This window comes from Gemmatimonadota bacterium, from assembly GCA_040388535.1.
Lineage (GTDB): Bacteria > Gemmatimonadota > Gemmatimonadetes > Gemmatimonadales > GWC2-71-9 > Palsa-1233.
In genome coordinates this window covers 860,158-876,231 of sequence record JAZKBR010000002.1, presented here as the reverse complement: position 1 = coordinate 876,231, position 16,074 = coordinate 860,158, and the positions used below count along the sequence as shown (strand labels likewise).

Sequence of the window (16,074 nt, the reverse complement as noted above, 5' to 3'; positions counted from 1 at the left end):
GACGAAATTCCCCGGATGACCAGCAACGCCAACTCGTACCTCCCTGAATTCGATCCGGCGCACCTCGTGGAACTCGACCTCCGCGAACTGCTGCGTGCGGGCGGTGCTCCCAAAGCGCAGATTCTCGAGGCCGTGGCCGCACTCCCGGCTGAGGGAGTGCTCCACCTGCGCACGCCATTTCTCCCGGTGCCGCTGATCCAGCTGCTGGAGCAGCGGGGCTTTCAGCATCATGCGGCATCGTTCAGCGAGAGCGACTGGTCGGTCTGGTTCTGGCGGGGCCTGCCGGCAGTGCGCACCGCGAGCAGCGCAACCGGGAGTGCGATCGCGCAGGATGGTGCGGAGGACCTCCGGATGTTGCCACCGCCGGAACCGCTGCTCCGCATTCTCGAGCGCATCGACAGCGAGCGCGCGCCCTTCGACGTATTGCTGCCGTTTTTCCCACAGCCGCTGGTCGAGGTATTGCACGACGGGTCGTGGAGTGTGGTGCTGGTGAGCGAGGCGTCGGATGGGGTAAGGGTGCGGTTGATTCCGGCACCTCGACCGGCCCCCTGATCGCGGCAACGAAAAAGCGGCGGGCCTCGTGAATACGAGACCCGCCGCGCAGAGGCGCCGACCGGAGTCGAACCGGTGATGGAGGTTTTGCAGACCTCTGCCTTACCACTTGGCTACGGCGCCAACGGCGGGGATTCTACCCCGGATGGGGCTCCCCGGCAATCCGGCCCCCTCAGTTGTCGAGCAACTCACCGAAGGGCTTGAGCGGTCCGACCCGGTCGGCCACGACCTTCACCAGCACCGTCAGTGGCACCGCCAGCACGGCCCCGGTGATCCCCCATACCCAGCCCCAGAAGAGCAATCCCACGAAGATCGCGACCGGGTTGAGTGGCAACCGGCGGCCGAGGAGCATCGGCGTCGCGATGTTGCTCTCGATCATGTTGATCACGAAGAAGGCCCCCATCGCGATCAGCGGTTCGCGGGTGGTGTCGAACGACACGAGCCCTGCCACCCCGATGACCGCCAGCGTCACCGCCGCACCGACGTAGGGGATGTAATTGAGGACGGCGGCCACCACGGCCCAGAGCGCGGGATTGGGAAAATCGATCGCGACCAAGGCGCCCCAGGTGAGGACGCCGACACCAGCATTGATGAGCGTCGTGAGCAGCAGGTAGTGTGACATCTGCCCCTGCATCTCGACGATCGCGGCAGCCATTTCTCGCCGGTGTCGCTCGGGCAGCATGTCGGCAAACTTTTCACGGAAGCGATCACCGCTCGCGAGCAGGAAGTAGGCGAGAAAGATCACCGTCATCAGCGCGCCGAGTGCGCTCATCGTCGTGCCCGAGAGCTTGCTCATGATCCCGGCCGGCGCCACCGTGACCGACCGTGCTGGTGGACCGCTCGCCACCCCGCCCTGCGTGACCTGCTGCACCTTCTCGGCGGTCTCCTGCAGACTCTGCAGCGGCTTCGCGAGTTTGCGAATCTTGCGCTCCGCTTGCTCCAGGGTCTTGGGCGCGCGATCGAGCCAGTCGGCCGCTGGCGCCGCGAGCACCATGATCGAGACGATCAGGCCTACCGTCACGCCCGCAACCACCAGCCCTGCGGCCAGGGCGGACGGAATCCGGCGCCGAACCAGCCAGCGAACCGTGGGTGCCAGCAGCAGCGCAAGCAGCCCTGCCACGGTGATCGGCAACAGGAGTGAACTCCCGAGGCGCAGTGCCGCGATTGCGAGCAGGAGAAAAATACCGAGTACAGGGGTCATCAAATGCTCAGCTGTTGGTGAGGCCGTCGCGACGCGCGGTGCCGCGATAGAAGACCACCGCGGTCGCAATCCAGAGGGGCACATCGCCGACCAGTTTCATCACCAGCCCCGCGAGTTGAATGTCCTGGTTCGCCGTGAAATGCGGTGACACTCGCGGGGCCAGCTCGTAGAGTCGATACATCGGCCAGTCGGAAAACACCATCATCATCGCCGGAATCGTGGGCACCACCGTGGCGCCGAAGAGGTAGCCCATCATTCCGAAGACCCCGAGCCGCACGAAGCCATCTGGTGCGAGGATCGGCCACCAGAGGAAGAGTCCGGCCACCAGCCACGCGATATCGATGGCGAAGGAGCCGAGTTGCGTCGTCATCGCCAGATCGACCACGGCTGGAAAATGTGTCGTCACGACCAGGATATTGTACGCCAGCAATCCCGGTAACGCGCGAGCGAAGAAGCGTAGCACACGCTCCAGTCCGGAGCCCGCCGGCGCGAGCGTGCGCCACCCTTCGGCCGGGATGCTCCGCAACAGCGACGGCGCAACCAGCAGCGTGAGGGTCAGGAACTGCACCGTATGTACGCTGGCGAGATACCCCGCGCCAAGTTTGCCGAGCGGCCAGTCGAGGGTCAGCAGCAACGCGATCCACGCGATGACGAACCACTTCGTCGGTCGCCGGACCCACCGCTGCCGCTGACCGAGCAGCCACCAGCCGGCCCCGAGCGACAGCAGCAGCAGATGCACGCCAGGGTACCACTGCCACGTCCAGCTCCAGGGCAATCCGGTTGCGGCACACCACCACTGCATCGACTACTCCGTTCCCGCGATGGGCTGAACCGGGGCGCGCACGCGGAGGTGCCCGCTCCGCGCGAAATCAAGATCAAGCGTGACCGTGTCGCCCACAGCGACGGAGCGAACGAAATGCTCGAGCATGCCGTGGAGCTTCCCCTGGGAGAATGTCACCCGGCTCGCCGGCGCAATCACGAGCAGTGTCAGCGGCGTCATCGTGACCATGCCGCCGTTCGTCACGTTGTCGTGGAGTGAAACCGCGCCGACATCGGTGGTGATGCCACGCAACGTGTCGACAATGGTGCCGTGGTTCTGAATGGTGAAGTAGATCGCGGCGCTGCTGGCACCCGCAGGTGCAATCCGCAGCTGGAGATCGGCGACTTCGAGATCGCCGATGCGCGATCCGCCTCGTGCGCACGCGATCAGGAGGAGTGCGACGAGGGTGGCCTGCCGGCTACTTCGCTCCATACGCCAGCAGCAGCGGGAGATCGTGAGCCCAGTCACGCTGGCGGGTGCCGAACGGGTACATCACCCGACCCATACCATCGCGCGTGTACGCGATCACGGTGGCAGCGTGCCCGACGGCGTAGCCACCGCTCGCGTCACGCACGCTGTCGCGAATCGCCGGCAGCAGCTTCACGATTCCCTGCGCAGCCGCGAGCAACGAGTCAGATCCCGTGAGCCCGATGAACGCGGGGTTGAACCCCTTCACCCAGCGATCGAGCACGGCGATCGAGTCGCGCTCGGGATCGGTCGTCACGAAGACCACGCGGATGTCGCGAGTCTCCTCCTCGGAGAGCTTGTCGAGCACCGCCGCGATGTTGGCGAGGTGCACCGGACAGACATCGGGACAGTGGGTGTAGCCGAAGAAGAGCAGCGTGACCTTGCCCTCTGTCTCGGTCACAAGCGAAAACGGCTTCCCCTTCGAGTCGGTGAAGGTGAAGTCGGGCTTGGGAACCGGGTTCGGCAATTCCGCGCCGAGGAAGCCACTGGGAGAAAGCTGGCCCTGCTCTCCCCCGTTGCACGCGAGTGCGGCCCCGAGGGAGAGCCAGACTGCCAGGCGCTTCACTTCGCGGCGGTTACCGAGAACGCGAAGGCACCGCGCACCGCGTGGCCGTCGTCGGAGGCCGTGCGCCAGCGCACGATGTAGGCGCCGACCGGCAGCGGCTTGGCCACGGTGGCCACGATCGTTGCCGCATCCTTGGTGGGCTTCACCACGAGCTTGGCCACTTCCGTCGAGTCGGACTTGAGGATCGAGATCGCCGAGACCGCCGCGTTGACCTCTTCGGTAAAGGTCAGCGACACCGACAGCGGCGAAGCGCCCTTGGAATCCTTGGCGGGCGTCGACGACTTGAGTGCGGTATGGAATGCACCGCTCGACAGCGCGCTCGCGGTGATGATGGCCAGGAACGACTTGAACAACATGGGTCAGGTTCTCACGGTCTGAGGTTACGATCAGTCGAGCACTTTCACGGAGTCGACATAATACGGCGTCTCGCCGAAGCACGTTGTAGGTACGCCGCGATGCTCGGCATACTCGAGCACCACGCGATGTCCCATCGAGGAACTGAGCGCCTTGGCAGCCGCTTCATTCCGGACCGTGAAGGGCCAGATCGTGGGCGCCACACCCGGGACGCTGCTCATGGCGAGCTCCCCTTCCCAGGTCTTGCAGACCCACCCCTTCTTTGAAAACTTCTGGACGATACCGGCCCGTTCGCCCTCGGAATATGACCAATCGAGGGCCATTCCGACATAAATCGAGAAAAGCAGGACCGGGATGACGACGATGGCCGTTCCAATCAGCCACCAGCGGCGACGGGGACGAACGGCGGCGGAAATGGGTGTCGGCTCGGTCACAGTCTGGGCGCTCGCGGCTGGAGTCGAAGAAGCTTAGCGGGCCGCGCGGGCGCTCGTCGAGAAGACGAAGCCCTTCCCGACCACGAAGACCCACCCGGCCGGCTGGCGATCCGAGGCAAAGCGACGGACAAGGTCGAGCCGGGAGGCCCCGTCATCCGGGGCGCGGGAGGGGCCCAGCCGAAGGCCGACGCCGGCATCCCAGCCAGTCCGACGGGGCGACCCGTGATACCAGGCACCGCCGTAGTCCACGAATGTCGCCAGCCCGACGCCGGTCACCTTGGCGAACTCCTGGAACGCGGTATAGCGGTACTCGACCGTCCCGAAGAACTGCCGGTCGCCGGTGAAGGCGTGTTCCTGGAAGCCGCGCGGTCCGGCGCCCAGGCCGAGATCAAACTCGCTGCCGGCCAGCGGGCTTCGCAGCATTCCCCCTTCGGCGTGGAAGAGGAACTGGTGCCGGGGCGACGGCAGCAGCGCGGCCGTGGCCGCCAGCTGGACCTGGCCCGAATCGAGTCCCTTGCTGGTAAAGAGGCCGCTGGCGAGGAAGTCCCCGGTCAGGAAGCCTCCCGGCAGCCTGGTGCCGGTGTGCAGCCCGAGCCCTGGCGCGACGCCGTTGCGTTCGTAGCCCAGCGCCCCGGGGGCCACCAGCAAGGAGAGCCGCGCCACGGTACTGAGATCGACGTCTTCGGGCCGTCCGAACGATTGGTAGCCGCGCACCACGAGGAAGTCGGCGTGACGTGCCTCGACGTATCCGCCGAACGCGGCGGTCACCGAGTGGGTCGGAATCCGGTTCACGTCGTAGACACCCTGCGTGGCGAAGTCGTCGCGGCGCAATTGCGCCACGGCCCCGACGCGCAGATATCCCTTCGAAGATGCCCGCAATGCCCGACTCGCATCGAGTCGCCCGAGCACGTAGCGTCGCTGGAGGGTATCGCTGGGTGCAGTGAAACCATCCCGGAAGACAAAGATTCGTTCGCGGCGCGTGTCGAACTCGAGAAATGCCCCGGAACGCGTCGCCAGCGAGAAATACGGCTTGCTGATCACACCCGAGAGGAGCTGGCCATCGGAGCGGTCGGCATAGACCACGTTGACACCGACCTTGTTCGCGATCAGCCGCTGCTTGCGAAACTGGAGGATCGTGCTGGTCCGGTCGGGATCCTTCTTGTAAAGCAACTGCGTCTGTGTCAGGGTGCCGAGGAGGTTGTCCTCGATCAGGGCGAGGGTGTACGCCACCGAACCGCCAGTCGACTTGAACCGGAAATCGGGTCGCGTGCTCCAGCCATCGCGGGTGAAGACATTCATCGTCAAGCCCGAATCGGTGCGGACCGAATCGACCTTGACCGTGCTGAAGACCCCGAGGCGCCTGAGGTTGCGGGCGGTCTCCGCCGTGAGCGCGGCGTCGTAGCGATCACCGGGCCGGAACAGCAGTTCGCGGCGAATCAGCGGACTGCGCGTGGTGATATGCAGCGCGTTGACCACCCGGATGCCGAAGAACGACCCTTCCGACGTATCGAAGATGTTGTGCCGGTCGAGCGTGACCGAACGAATCACCTGCGAGGTATCGCGCGACACTTGCGCCAGCACCGGGAACGGTGTCAGCAGGGCCATCGCGATGAGGAGGGGGAACCGGCCCGGCATCGACACCAGCGTCAGCTCAGGCTCTCCAGCAGGCGCCAGAGTTCGAGTGGGGAGAACTCCGCGAAGCGCGCCTTCACATCAGGGACACTCCATTCCCGGAAGATCCACGAGGAGGAGCGTCGGACGTCGCCAGCGACGAAATGCACCCGGCCCGCAATGACCGGCCCATCCTGGCGCGTCTCGAGATGCACCGACCACGTCGTCCCCCCACGGGCGAGGTCGCCCATGTGGTCGGCGTTGCTGAGGTCGATGGTATCGGACGGCGGTGTAGTCATCGGGACCCGTGCAGAGGACTCCCAAGGGTAGCAACGCACGCGGGCCTGCGCCAGCAGGGAACGCTATATTGGGCGACACGCCTTTGGAGATCCCGTGACCCAGACCACCCCGAAAACCTGCTCGCGTTGCGGTGCCTCCGGCACCGGCAACTTCTGCGCGTCGTGCGGCTCACCTCTGGGTCCGCGCGCCTGCGTCAGCTGCGGCACCGCTCTCGGCCCCGACGCAAAATTCTGCCCCGGCTGCGGGGCGGCGGTGGCGGGGGCCCCTGCCGGCGCCCGGATGCCGTTGCAGGCGGCACCGGCCGGAAGCAAGACGCCGTGGATCGTGGCCGCCGTCCTCTGCGTGGTGGCCATCGGGAGCATCGTCTACTCGGCCCGCTCGCGGAACGAACCGACCGGGGCCAACATGGCCAACGCCGGCAACGCGACCGGAGCTGCCGCCGACCCCACGGCCGGAGTGAAGGCGCCCGACATCTCCAACATGACGCCTCGGGAACGCTTCACGAAGCTCTCCGACCGGATCCAGACGGCAATCGAGGCGCGCGACAGCAACCAGGTCTTCCAGTTCTTCCCGATGGCCGAGGGGGCATTCACGCAGCTCCCCGACGGCGACCGCGATGTCGATGCCCGCTACCACATGGGGATGCTCTGGGCGCAGGTCGGCGAGTTCGCGAAAGCGAAAGGCCAGGCCGATTCGATCATGCGGGTCGAGCCGACCAACCTCTTCGGCTACTACATGTACGCGATGCTGGCCGAATTCCGCGGCGACTCCACTGCGGCACAGAAGTCCCGCGCCGATTTCCGCTCCCACTACGACGCCGAGATCAAGAAGGCTCGCCCGGAATACAAGGACCACGAGCCGTTCCTCGACACCTACCGCAAGGGAGCGGGCGCCAAGTGAGTGTTCAGACGATTCAGGTCGCGCACTCGCCGGACTCCGATGACGCGTTCATGTTCTACGCCCTCGCCGAAGGGAAGATCAACACCGGCAATCTGCGTTACGAGCACGAGCTCTGTGATATCGAGACGTTGAATCAGCGCGCCCGGCACAAGGAGCTGGATGTGTCGGCTGTGTCGATTCACGCCTATGCCTACATCGCCGACGACTACGCCCTGCTCTCGAGTGGCTCCTCGATGGGTGACGGCTACGGTCCGCGACTGGTGTCGAAATCGGCGCCTCCCGCCGATCGTGTCTCGGGCAGCAGCACGGTGCGCGCAGCTGCCAAGGGAAAGCGGATCGCCATCCCGGGACTGCTCACCACGGCGTACCTCTCGCTGCGACTCTGGCAACCCGACTTTGAAGCCGTTGTTGTGCCCTTCGACCAGATCGAGGCCGAGGTGCACAACGGTGATGTCGAGCTCGGCCTGATCATCCACGAAGGTCAGCTCACCTACGCCGACGACGGCCTTCATCTCTGGGCCGACATGGGCGAATGGTGGCTCGCCGAAACCGGCCTCCCGCTGCCCCTCGGCGGCAATGTCGTCCGCCGTGACCTCGGTCGCGATGTCATCGAGCAGGTGGCCCGCGACCTCCGCGACAGCATTGTCTACTCGCTGGAACACCGGGCGGCCGCGCTCGCGCACGCGGCGCAGTACAATCGCGGCATCTCCGATGAGCGGACCGACGAGTTCGTCGGGATGTATGTCAACCAGTGGACCGTCGATTACGGCGAGCGCGGGCGCGCCGCGGTACGACTACTCCTCGAGCGTGCAGCCGAAGCCGGGATCATCCCGAAGCGAGTGGACGTCGAATTCATCGGATGATGGATGACGGATGACAGATGACAGATGATGGATAACAGCGAAGGGCCGGCACCTCATTGAGATGTCGGCCCTTCGTCACAATCCACCATCCGTCATCCACCATCTGTCATCTGTCATCTGTCATCCTGCTGTCACGGCACCGCCTGCGTCCGATCCTTCACGAAGAAGACGCCTTCACCGATGCTGGTGATGATGATGGTGCCGCTCTTGAAGTACGGGTAGGTACTCCAGGCGCCGGTGAACTGGACGGCATCGTCCGCCGGGTAGGTATCGAAGAAGCCTACTTCCCGCGGCTTCTTCGGGTCCGAGATGTCCATGATCCGCAGCCCGGAGGAGTAGTTCGCCTCGTAGAGCCGGTTCCCCTTCACGTACAAGTTGTGGTCAATTGATTTGGTCGTGCCGACATAGGTGGCCGTCATCACGGGGTCGTCGAGCTTCGACATGTCCCAGATCATGGTGCGGGTGCCCTTGGCGGCCTCGAGCTTACCTGTCGTGTCGGCCGCCGCGTTGGTCTCGTCGCCTTCGTCATTCAGGTAGAAATAACGATGGTCGTCGGTGAACCATCCCTGGTGGGCATACTGCACGTCGGGGTAGGCGGCGTGGGCGATGGCGACCGTGTGGCTCTTGTCGGTCACGTCCGCCACACTGATGCCGGTCTCATTGGAGCCGATGCAGATCTCCTTGCCGGTGTAGCGGGCGTCGGGGCCGTGATAGGTCACACACTGGGCATCGTGACTGTAGCCGGTCTTGTTGATGCCGGTCTTGGTATCCTGGAAGCAGCCGGCAAATTTCGGCGAGAGCGGGTCGCGGATGTCGATCATGTGCAGTCCGCCGCCACACGTTTCGCCGCCGGAGGACGCCCCGACCGCATAGGCGAAGCCACTCTGCTCGTTGATGACGATGTTGTGGGCGCTGTTGATGTTCCGGTAGATGTAATCCGCCGTGAACACCTTCGGCGTGGTCACGCTCCGCAGCCGCTTGAGGTCGAACACCTGCATCCCGTGCGGACCGGCACCATCGCTCACGATGAAGGCATAGCCCTTGTAGGTCTTGATATCGCGCCACGCGGCCGGGTTAGCCCCTTCGGTCAGCGGCAGGTTTCCGAGGTAGCGCGGATGTGACGGATCGCTGACGTCCACGAACGCCGTCCCGTCGGTGCGCCCCAGCAGGGCGTACTCCTTGCCGCTGAGCGAATCGGTCCAGCCCCAGTTGTCATTCATCTGCGTCCCACGGACCCCGCCAACCTGCGAGATCGGAAGGAACGAAAGCAGCGAGGCATTGCCACAGCTGAACTCCTTCGCCTTCCCAGCGCCGCACTGCACCTCAGCGCCGGTCACGGAGGCAAACTCGGTCGTGGCGATGAAGGCACGACCGGTGGTCGACCAGTTTCCTGCGGCATTCTTGCTGAGAAAGACCACGGTGCCCGAGCCGGCATCCTGCGGCATCGCGACGGCGGCGACCGAACCGCTGGTCGCGAGGGCCGAGCCCAACCCCGCGTTGGCACTCACTGAATCGATGGTCAGGCGCGAGCTGCCGATCCATTCACTGCCGCGACGCTCAAGCCGGTAGACACCACCACGCCGATCGGCGTTTGGTGCGCCGACCCAGAGTTCGTTTCCGACCATGGCCATCGCGGTGCCGAACGTGGCCACGTTGCCGCCGAAGGCAGGTGCGACCCCGAATGGGGACAGCGCCACCCCGGGCTGCCACTGGTCGCTCTTCGCATCGCGGCGGAACACCATCACCGCACCGCTATTGTGATTGGCACCGGGCGCTCCGACAAAGAGCTCATCTTTCTCCAGCAGGATTGCCTGACCGAAGGAAGGCTCCGCCCCGAAACTCGCCGTCGTCACCGGGACAGCAGGCCCCCACTGGCCGTTGCTGCCGCGATGGTAGAGGTATGCCGTGCCGATCGTGCTGTCGCGGCTCCCCGCGCCCACGGCAATCCAGTCGCCCTGCCACGAAATCGCCGAACCGAAACGGTGGTTGAGCGCCTTCGCCTCGGGCGGCTTGAGGGTGCCGGTCTCCTGCCAGGTGCCATCGGCGCCACGCTTGTAAAGGTGGACCGTTCCGGCGCCCTCGCGCGTTGCACCAACTGCGGCCTCATCACCGTTGAGGGCGATCGCGGCGCCGAAGAAGTGATTCACGCTCGGATCAGTGGAGTTCAGCGTTCCGGTCCTGGCCCAGGCGCCGCTTGCGGTACGCGCGTAGGTGGTGATCGTCCCGCCCTTGCCGGTCTGTCCGTTCAGCGCAGTGACCAGCAACGACTTGCCATTCACCCCCATCGAATAGCCGAACCCGTCGCTCGGGCTGCCGATCGGCGACTTGACCGTCTCGATGACGCGCCACCCTGCAGGGCCACGACGATAGAGCCGCACGACCCCGCCCGCACTTCCGGCGCCAGGCTCGGCCACATAGACCACATCGCCGACCACGGCCACGCTCTGCCCGAACTGGGCGCGTTCGCGCACCAGATCGCCCGGCCCAGCGACCGCCGGAAGCGTAGCCAGCGTAGTGAGAACGAGTGCGCCCACGATCGGACGCGAACGAAGAGTCCATGAAGCCATAGTCTTGCTCCTGCAGTTGAAGGAACGACCGGACCTACGGGTGCGGCGTCCGGTTCTCGAACCAGAGCAGCCCACCGCTGCCAACACCAACAAAGAAATCGAGATCGCCATCGCCGTCGAGATCGCCGACCGCAGGCGCCGACAGATCGAACGTGGGGAGCACGAAGGAAGTGTCACGGGTGAAGCTGAACTCGCCCTTCGCCCCCGTGTTCCGCCAGAGTTGCACCCCGCCCTCCTCGCTGCCGATGAGCAGGTCGAGCTTGCCATCGCCATCGAGATCGGCGAGCACCGGTGTGCTCCGCCGGCCGACGTCGAGCGACAGGAAACGATCACTCACGAGCTCGAACTTCGGTGTCGTCTTGCTCCCGACGTTACGGTAGAGATTGATCTCCCCCGACGCCTCACCCACCACCAGGTCGAGCAGCCCGTCCCCGTCGATATCACCCAGCGTCGGTGCGGCGTTGCTGCCGCGGGTCAGGGTGATCAGGGCGGAGTCGGCGAGGGTCCACCTCGGCGCCTGACGCGTGCCGCTATTGCGATACCACTTCACCTTGTCGCGCCAGGTGCCGAGCACCAGGTCGGGGAGCCCGTCGCCGTCGAGATCGGCGAGGGCCGGCGCCGAATGGAACTCGGTCGCCAGCGGCAGCACGCCGCGATCACGGAAGGCCGGCGCCTTGGTGGTGCCGACGTTTTCGAACCAGGTGACGGTACCGATCTCGTTGTTGTCGGGGGCGATCTTGTTGGCGATGAGCAGGTCGAGATCGCCGTCGCCGTCGACGTCGCCGAGGGTCGGCGACGACTCGCTGCCCACGTCGATCATCGAGATCAGCCGCGAGGTCCGCACGCTGAATTGCCCCTTCGCGGTCTGCTCGAGCAGGTAGAGGTTATTGACTGCCGTCGTGCTCGGCCGGTAGGCGCCCCCGATGACACCCATCACAAGATCGAGATCACCGTCGTTGTCGATATCGCCGAAGGTCGGTGCGTTGTAGCCACTGGTGAGCAGCGCGTTCCCCACCGGAAACTGCACCGGTGTGCTCGCGTGCAGGTTGGGCGAGCCGCAGGTTCCGACATTCTCGATCTGCAGCAACCCCGGCTCGAAGAAGTCGCCCCAGTAGAGGTCCGGGTCGCCATCGCCATCGACATCGGCAAACGCCATGGTGTTGGCGCCGTGCATCGTCGGTCGCGTGGTGACGCCGTCGGCGCCGGCGACTCCCCCGATGATCTCGATCCCTTCCCAGCGTTCGGCGAGAAAGCGGAAGCGCGGCATTCCGTCAGGATTCTTTCCGTCTTCCTCGTAGCGGTCGACCGTGCCGCTCACCCGGCCGATGAACAGGTCGAGCTTGCCATTGCAGTCGATGTCCACGGTGTTGAGGATGTTCTGCGGATCGGCGAAGATCGCCTTGCCATCGACGTCGCGAAGCGAGTCGGGCATCGCGGCGAAGCGCGGCGCCGTGCGGCTGCCGTCGTTGCGCCAGATGCGGATGAACGAATTCTTGAGCTCGCCCATCAGGTCAAGGTCGCCGTCATGATCGAGATCCACGAAGCGGAACCATTCACCGACCGCGAGGTCCTGATAGCGTGCGCTGCGCCAGACATACTTGCCACCGACGTTCTCGAAGAACATCAGCTGACTGCCGCGCTCCTGGATGAAGAGGTCCAGGTCACCGTCGCCGTCGATGTCGACGAGCTGGGGGCGCGGCACATCGAAGCCGCCGAGAAACGGCTGTGGCATCGGAATGCCCGCGCTGTCGGCCACCGGCATCCCATCGACACGCTGCACAAACTGCCAGGCGCGCGGCGTCTGCGCGGCCAGCGGCGCTGCAAGGGTCGCGATCGAAGCGAGGAGCGTCGCGACCCCGTGACGCACAGCCATCATCGCGCCCCCGCTGCACCCATCCCGGTGGGCCCGGTGCCGAGCATCAGCGTCTTGACGACCTTGCCCTTCTTCACGTCGATGATCGAGAGCCAGCCGTCACTGGGATTCATGTTCGCCATCCCGGCCATGCCCGGCATGTGATCGTGCGCGCTCTCGCCCGGCTTCAAGGCGCCGGTATTCTGGTTGACGACAAAGAGCATCTTGCCGTCCTTGCGGAGAATCAGGTCATAGGGCTGGGCCAGGTCGCCGGTGATGGTGCGGAGCACCTTCCGGTGCTTCACATCGACCACGGCGACGCCATTGCCGCCGAACAGGGTGACGAACACGGTCTTGCCATCGGCGCTGAACATCGGATCCCACGGCTTGCCGGCCAGCGGAATCTCGGCCACCGGCACGAACGGCGGTGCCTTGGTCAGGTCGAAAATCAGCAGCGAATTGGAGATCTCGCCGCCCACGACCATCGTCTTGCCATCGGGGCTCTGGGCAAACTGCACCAGCGATCGCGTCGTGCCGGAGAGCGTGGTCAGCGTCACATGACCGGTGGCCGTCTCGACCGAGGCGATCCGGTTCTCGGCGAGCGACGCCGTGTGCACCCACTTGCCATCGCGAGTCGCCAGCAATGCGTGCGGCCGCGCCACCTGGATCTCCTGCTCCTCGACCATCGTGAAATCGGAGCGCTTGATCACCGCCAGCGACTTCGGCGGATTCACGGCGGTCATCGATCGACCGACGTAGAGCGAGTCGTGCATCGGGTCGATCGCGAGCAGGCCCGGTGTCTCCATCCTCACCTGGCCGACCACCTTGTTGTTGCGATCGAACTTCACCACCCGGCCGTCACCGATCATCGAGACATACCAGTACGAGCCATCCTTTTCCACCACCACGTGGTGCGGCTTGGCGTTACCGGTGAACCCCATCGTCTTGAGATCGAGCACGGTGTCGACCGTGAGCTTCATCTGGTCGACGACGGTGATGGACGCGGCGGATTGGTTGACGATATAGAGCTTCGGTCCTGCAGGCGGAACGGGGGCCCCCGAAGGGGCCCCCGCGCCGAGACCGACCACTGCCGCGAGTGCGGCAGCGGAACGCGTCAGGAAGGTGATCATGGAATGGCCTGTGTCCGGTCTTTGATGAGGAAGATGCCAGTCTGCATGTTGTTGACGAGGATCGAACCATTCTTGAAGAACGGGTAGTTGTTCCACGCGCCCGAGAAGCCCGGGGCGTTCTCGCCCGGTGCCACGTCGAAGAAGCCGACTTCACGCGGCTTGACCGGATCGGTAATGTCGATGATCCGGAGCCCGGCGACGTAGTTGGACTGGTACATCCGGTTGCCCTTCACGTACAGGTTGTGGTCCGACGCCTTCGTGGTGCCGAGGAACGGTCCGACGAACACCGGGTCATCGAGCTTCGCCATGTCGAAGATCAGGGTGCGCGTGGCCTTCGCCGCATCGCCCTTGCCGCCGGTCTCGTCGAGTTCGTCGTCGACGTAGAAGTAGCGCATGTCTTCGGTCCACCACCCCTGGTGGGTGTAGCCCACGTCCGGGTAGGTCGCGCGCGACAGGATAACCGGGTTCTTCTTGTCGGTCACGTCGGAAATCGACAGCGCGGTCTCGTTCGAGCCGATGCAGATCTCCTTGCCCGAGTAACGCGAGTCGGGGCCGTGGTACATCCGGCAGAGGCCGTCGTGGGTGTAGCCGGTGAGATTGCGCCCGGTCTTGGTGTCGGCAAAGCAGCCAGCGAACACCGGGTGGAGCGGGTCACGCATGTCGATCATGTGATAGCCACCGCCACACGTCTCGCCACCACCATTGCTGCCGACCGCGTACGCGAAGCCGCTGCCGTCATTGGTCATGATGTCGTGAATCGAATAGAGCGCGTCGTACCATGCATCTGGCACGAAGGTCTGCGGCGTCTTGACCGTGCGCAGGTGACGCAGGTCGAAGATCTGGATGCCATGATGCCCCGCGCCGTCGGAAACGATCAGCGCGTAGTTACCCAGCGTCTTGATCTCCTTCCAGATCGCCACGTTCGCCGTGGCCGGCTTCGGCAGGTCGCCGAGGTAACGCGGATGGCTCGGATCGGAGACATCCACGTACGACGTCCCGTCGTTGCGTCCGATGATGGCGTAGTCCTTGCCGGTTTCGGGGTCGGTCCAGCCCCAGTTGCCGCTGAGAATCGTGCCGCGCTTGCCGCCGATCGCCGAGGTCGGCAGGTAGGAGAGAATGCCGGTGTTGCCGCACTCCCAGTCCTTCGCCATCCCGTTCTCGCACTTCACTTCGGTGCCGGCAATGCTCTGCCACTTGTCGACCGTCGGCGGGAACGACGTGTTCTTCATTGTCCAGTTGCCGGTGGGTCCCTTGGCGAGGAACATCACCGTGCCGAGTCCACCGCCGTCGCCCGCCATCCCGACGATCGCGTTGTTGCCGGAGATGGCGAAGCTGTTGCCGAAGGTGCCGCCGCCCGGGATCGAGTCGACCACCAGCTTGTTCATCCCGACCCAGCTGCCGCTCTTGTCCTGGGCGATGCGGAGAATCCGGCCGCTGTTGGCATCGCTTGCGGGGGCGCCGATCCAGAGTTCCTTGTCGACGATCGCGAGCGCGAAGCCGAAGCGGGTGGCACCGCCTTCGAAGGCCGAGAAGGAGCCCTTCTCGCTCCATGGCGAGTCCTTGGTCCGCTCGAAGAGCACCGCGCCACCGGAGAAGGCATTGGCGGCCGGGGTGCCCACGAGGAGGCGATCACCCTTGAGGTTCAGCGAGGCGCCGAGCTGCGAGTTATCGAGGGTCCGACGGCCGACGAGCGCCGCCTCCTGCTTCCAGGTGCCATCGCTGCCCTTCACGAAGGTGTAGACCTTCCCCTTCGACTCCCGGCCAGAGGCGCCCACGGCGACCCGGTCACCATCGACCGAGATGGCGGTGCCGAACTTGTCGCCGGCGGCCGCGCCGCCCTCGGGGGAAAGCGAACCGGCCGCAGTCCACTTGCCGTCGGCACCCATCCGGAAGAGATAGACCGTGCCGCCGGCGGTCTCGCCCGGGGCGCCGACAAAGGCCAGGTCACCGCTCAGCGCCAGCGCCTGGCCGAAATTGGCCCGCGCCTTCTGACCGACATCGCCGATCGTCCCGGCCGAGGTCCAGTTGCCATCGCTGCCGCGACGGAACACCTGCACCGTCCCGCGGCCGCTATCAGCGGCGTTGAAGGTGCCGACCTGGCCCACGAGCAAAGTCGTCCCGGCCGTCGCGAGGGAGATACCAAATCCGTCGCCTGCAGCGCCGTTCGGCGCGTTCAGCTTGCCGGTCGCCTTCCAGATGCCGGTGGGCAGGCGCCGGTAGAGATGCACCAGGCCCTGGCCCCCGCGGCTCTCACCAACGAAGGCCGCATCGCCGGAAATCGCCACCGCAGCACCGAATCCCGACAGACCGGCGCGGTCGCTTCGATCGGACGCGTGGGCGGGTGACACGGACGCCGACACGGCGCACAGCAGCGCCGCGAAGGAGATAGCTCGCTTCATGGAGGTCCTCGTACGGGTTGAAAGAGAGAGCCAGATTATAGCGCAGTCACCCGGTATG

At 65.2% G+C, this 16,074-nt stretch carries 15 protein-coding genes and 1 tRNA gene; 3 read left to right on the top strand and 13 right to left on the bottom strand.

Annotated elements, in window-relative coordinates:
- The first annotated feature begins 15 nt into the window (after positions 1 to 15).
- Positions 16 to 552, top strand: coding sequence for a DUF2249 domain-containing protein (locus V4558_07415; GenBank protein MES2305318.1), 537 nt, complete (start codon positions 16 to 18; stop codon positions 550 to 552).
- 52 nt (positions 553 to 604) lie between these two features.
- Here V4558_07415 and V4558_07410 read toward each other — a convergent pair.
- The 9 genes from V4558_07410 to V4558_07370 form a co-directional block, all read right to left on the bottom strand.
- Positions 605 to 675 (bottom strand) — tRNA-Cys (locus tag V4558_07410).
- A gap of 49 nt (positions 676 to 724) precedes the next feature.
- On the bottom strand, positions 725 to 1,753 hold the full coding sequence (locus V4558_07405; protein MES2305317.1) for an AI-2E family transporter: 1,029 nt from the start codon (positions 1,751 to 1,753) through the stop codon (positions 725 to 727).
- Positions 1,754 to 1,760: 7 nt separating this feature from the next.
- On the bottom strand, positions 1,761 to 2,555 hold the full coding sequence (locus tag V4558_07400; protein ID MES2305316.1) for a cytochrome c oxidase assembly protein: 795 nt from the start codon (positions 2,553 to 2,555) through the stop codon (positions 1,761 to 1,763).
- 3 nt (positions 2,556 to 2,558) lie between these two features.
- Positions 2,559 to 3,005 (bottom strand): copper chaperone PCu(A)C, encoded by a 447-nt coding sequence (locus tag V4558_07395; protein ID MES2305315.1) that lies wholly within the window; start codon positions 3,003 to 3,005, stop codon positions 2,559 to 2,561.
- A complete protein-coding gene (locus tag V4558_07390; protein ID MES2305314.1) occupies positions 2,992 to 3,606 on the bottom strand; it encodes an SCO family protein in 615 nt (204 codons plus the stop codon). The genes V4558_07395 and V4558_07390 overlap by 14 nt, the downstream gene beginning before the upstream one ends.
- A complete protein-coding gene (locus V4558_07385; GenBank protein ID MES2305313.1) occupies positions 3,603 to 3,962 on the bottom strand; it encodes a copper resistance protein CopC in 360 nt (119 codons plus the stop codon). The genes V4558_07390 and V4558_07385 overlap by 4 nt, the downstream gene beginning before the upstream one ends.
- Before the next feature lie 30 nt (positions 3,963 to 3,992).
- Positions 3,993 to 4,394 carry a hypothetical protein gene (locus V4558_07380; GenBank protein MES2305312.1) on the bottom strand — a complete coding sequence of 134 codons (402 nt, stop codon included), beginning with the start codon at positions 4,392 to 4,394 and terminating at the stop codon, positions 3,993 to 3,995.
- 33 nt (positions 4,395 to 4,427) lie between these two features.
- On the bottom strand, positions 4,428 to 6,035 hold the full coding sequence (locus V4558_07375; GenBank protein ID MES2305311.1) for a hypothetical protein: 1,608 nt from the start codon (positions 6,033 to 6,035) through the stop codon (positions 4,428 to 4,430).
- A 5-nt stretch (positions 6,036 to 6,040) separates the two neighbouring features.
- Positions 6,041 to 6,304, bottom strand: a complete 264-nt coding sequence (locus V4558_07370) for a hypothetical protein (protein MES2305310.1) — start codon at positions 6,302 to 6,304, stop codon at positions 6,041 to 6,043.
- Between the two features lie 94 nt (positions 6,305 to 6,398).
- On the opposite strand from V4558_07370, the gene V4558_07365 reads away from it, so the two are divergent.
- Positions 6,399 to 7,205, top strand: coding sequence for a zinc ribbon domain-containing protein (locus V4558_07365; GenBank protein MES2305309.1), 807 nt, complete (start codon positions 6,399 to 6,401; stop codon positions 7,203 to 7,205).
- On the top strand, positions 7,202 to 8,068 hold the full coding sequence (locus tag V4558_07360) for an MqnA/MqnD/SBP family protein (GenBank protein MES2305308.1): 867 nt from the start codon (positions 7,202 to 7,204) through the stop codon (positions 8,066 to 8,068). The genes V4558_07365 and V4558_07360 overlap by 4 nt, the downstream gene beginning before the upstream one ends.
- A gap of 131 nt (positions 8,069 to 8,199) precedes the next feature.
- Here V4558_07360 and V4558_07355 read toward each other — a convergent pair whose 3' ends face one another.
- Genes V4558_07355 through V4558_07340 form a run of 4 tightly spaced genes read right to left on the bottom strand, consistent with a single transcriptional unit; the run spans position 8,200 to position 16,016 of the window.
- Complete coding sequence (locus tag V4558_07355; protein ID MES2305307.1) at positions 8,200 to 10,635, bottom strand: choice-of-anchor B family protein; 2,436 nt, start codon at positions 10,633 to 10,635, stop codon at positions 8,200 to 8,202.
- 34 nt (positions 10,636 to 10,669) lie between these two features.
- Positions 10,670 to 12,511: a VCBS repeat-containing protein gene (locus V4558_07350; GenBank protein ID MES2305306.1), complete on the bottom strand. Its 1,842-nt coding sequence runs from the start codon at positions 12,509 to 12,511 to the stop codon at positions 10,670 to 10,672.
- Positions 12,508 to 13,617 (bottom strand): YncE family protein, encoded by a 1,110-nt coding sequence (locus V4558_07345; protein ID MES2305305.1) that lies wholly within the window; start codon positions 13,615 to 13,617, stop codon positions 12,508 to 12,510. Before V4558_07345 ends, V4558_07350 begins: the two co-directional genes overlap by 4 nt.
- Positions 13,614 to 16,016, bottom strand: coding sequence for a choice-of-anchor B family protein (locus tag V4558_07340; protein MES2305304.1), 2,403 nt, complete (start codon positions 16,014 to 16,016; stop codon positions 13,614 to 13,616). Before V4558_07340 ends, V4558_07345 begins: the two co-directional genes overlap by 4 nt.
- Positions 16,017 to 16,074 lie beyond the last annotated feature (58 nt).

Excerpts from the sequence above, each read along its gene's own strand:
- V4558_07415 (MES2305318.1), top strand. The coding sequence starts at position 16 with ATGACCAGCAACGCCAACTCGTACCTCCCTGAATTCGATCCGGCGCAC.
- V4558_07405 (MES2305317.1), bottom strand. The coding sequence starts at position 1,753 with ATGACCCCTGTACTCGGTATTTTTCTCCTGCTCGCAATCGCGGCACTG.
- V4558_07400 (MES2305316.1), bottom strand. The coding sequence starts at position 2,555 with ATGCAGTGGTGGTGTGCCGCAACCGGATTGCCCTGGAGCTGGACGTGG.
- V4558_07395 (MES2305315.1), bottom strand. The coding sequence starts at position 3,005 with ATGGAGCGAAGTAGCCGGCAGGCCACCCTCGTCGCACTCCTCCTGATC.
- V4558_07385 (MES2305313.1), bottom strand. The coding sequence starts at position 3,962 with ATGTTGTTCAAGTCGTTCCTGGCCATCATCACCGCGAGCGCGCTGTCG.
- V4558_07370 (MES2305310.1), bottom strand. The coding sequence starts at position 6,304 with ATGACTACACCGCCGTCCGATACCATCGACCTCAGCAACGCCGACCAC.
- V4558_07355 (MES2305307.1), bottom strand. The coding sequence starts at position 10,635 with ATGGCTTCATGGACTCTTCGTTCGCGTCCGATCGTGGGCGCACTCGTT.
- V4558_07350 (MES2305306.1), bottom strand. The coding sequence starts at position 12,511 with ATGATGGCTGTGCGTCACGGGGTCGCGACGCTCCTCGCTTCGATCGCG.
- V4558_07345 (MES2305305.1), bottom strand. The coding sequence starts at position 13,617 with ATGATCACCTTCCTGACGCGTTCCGCTGCCGCACTCGCGGCAGTGGTC.
- V4558_07340 (MES2305304.1), bottom strand. The coding sequence starts at position 16,016 with ATGAAGCGAGCTATCTCCTTCGCGGCGCTGCTGTGCGCCGTGTCGGCG.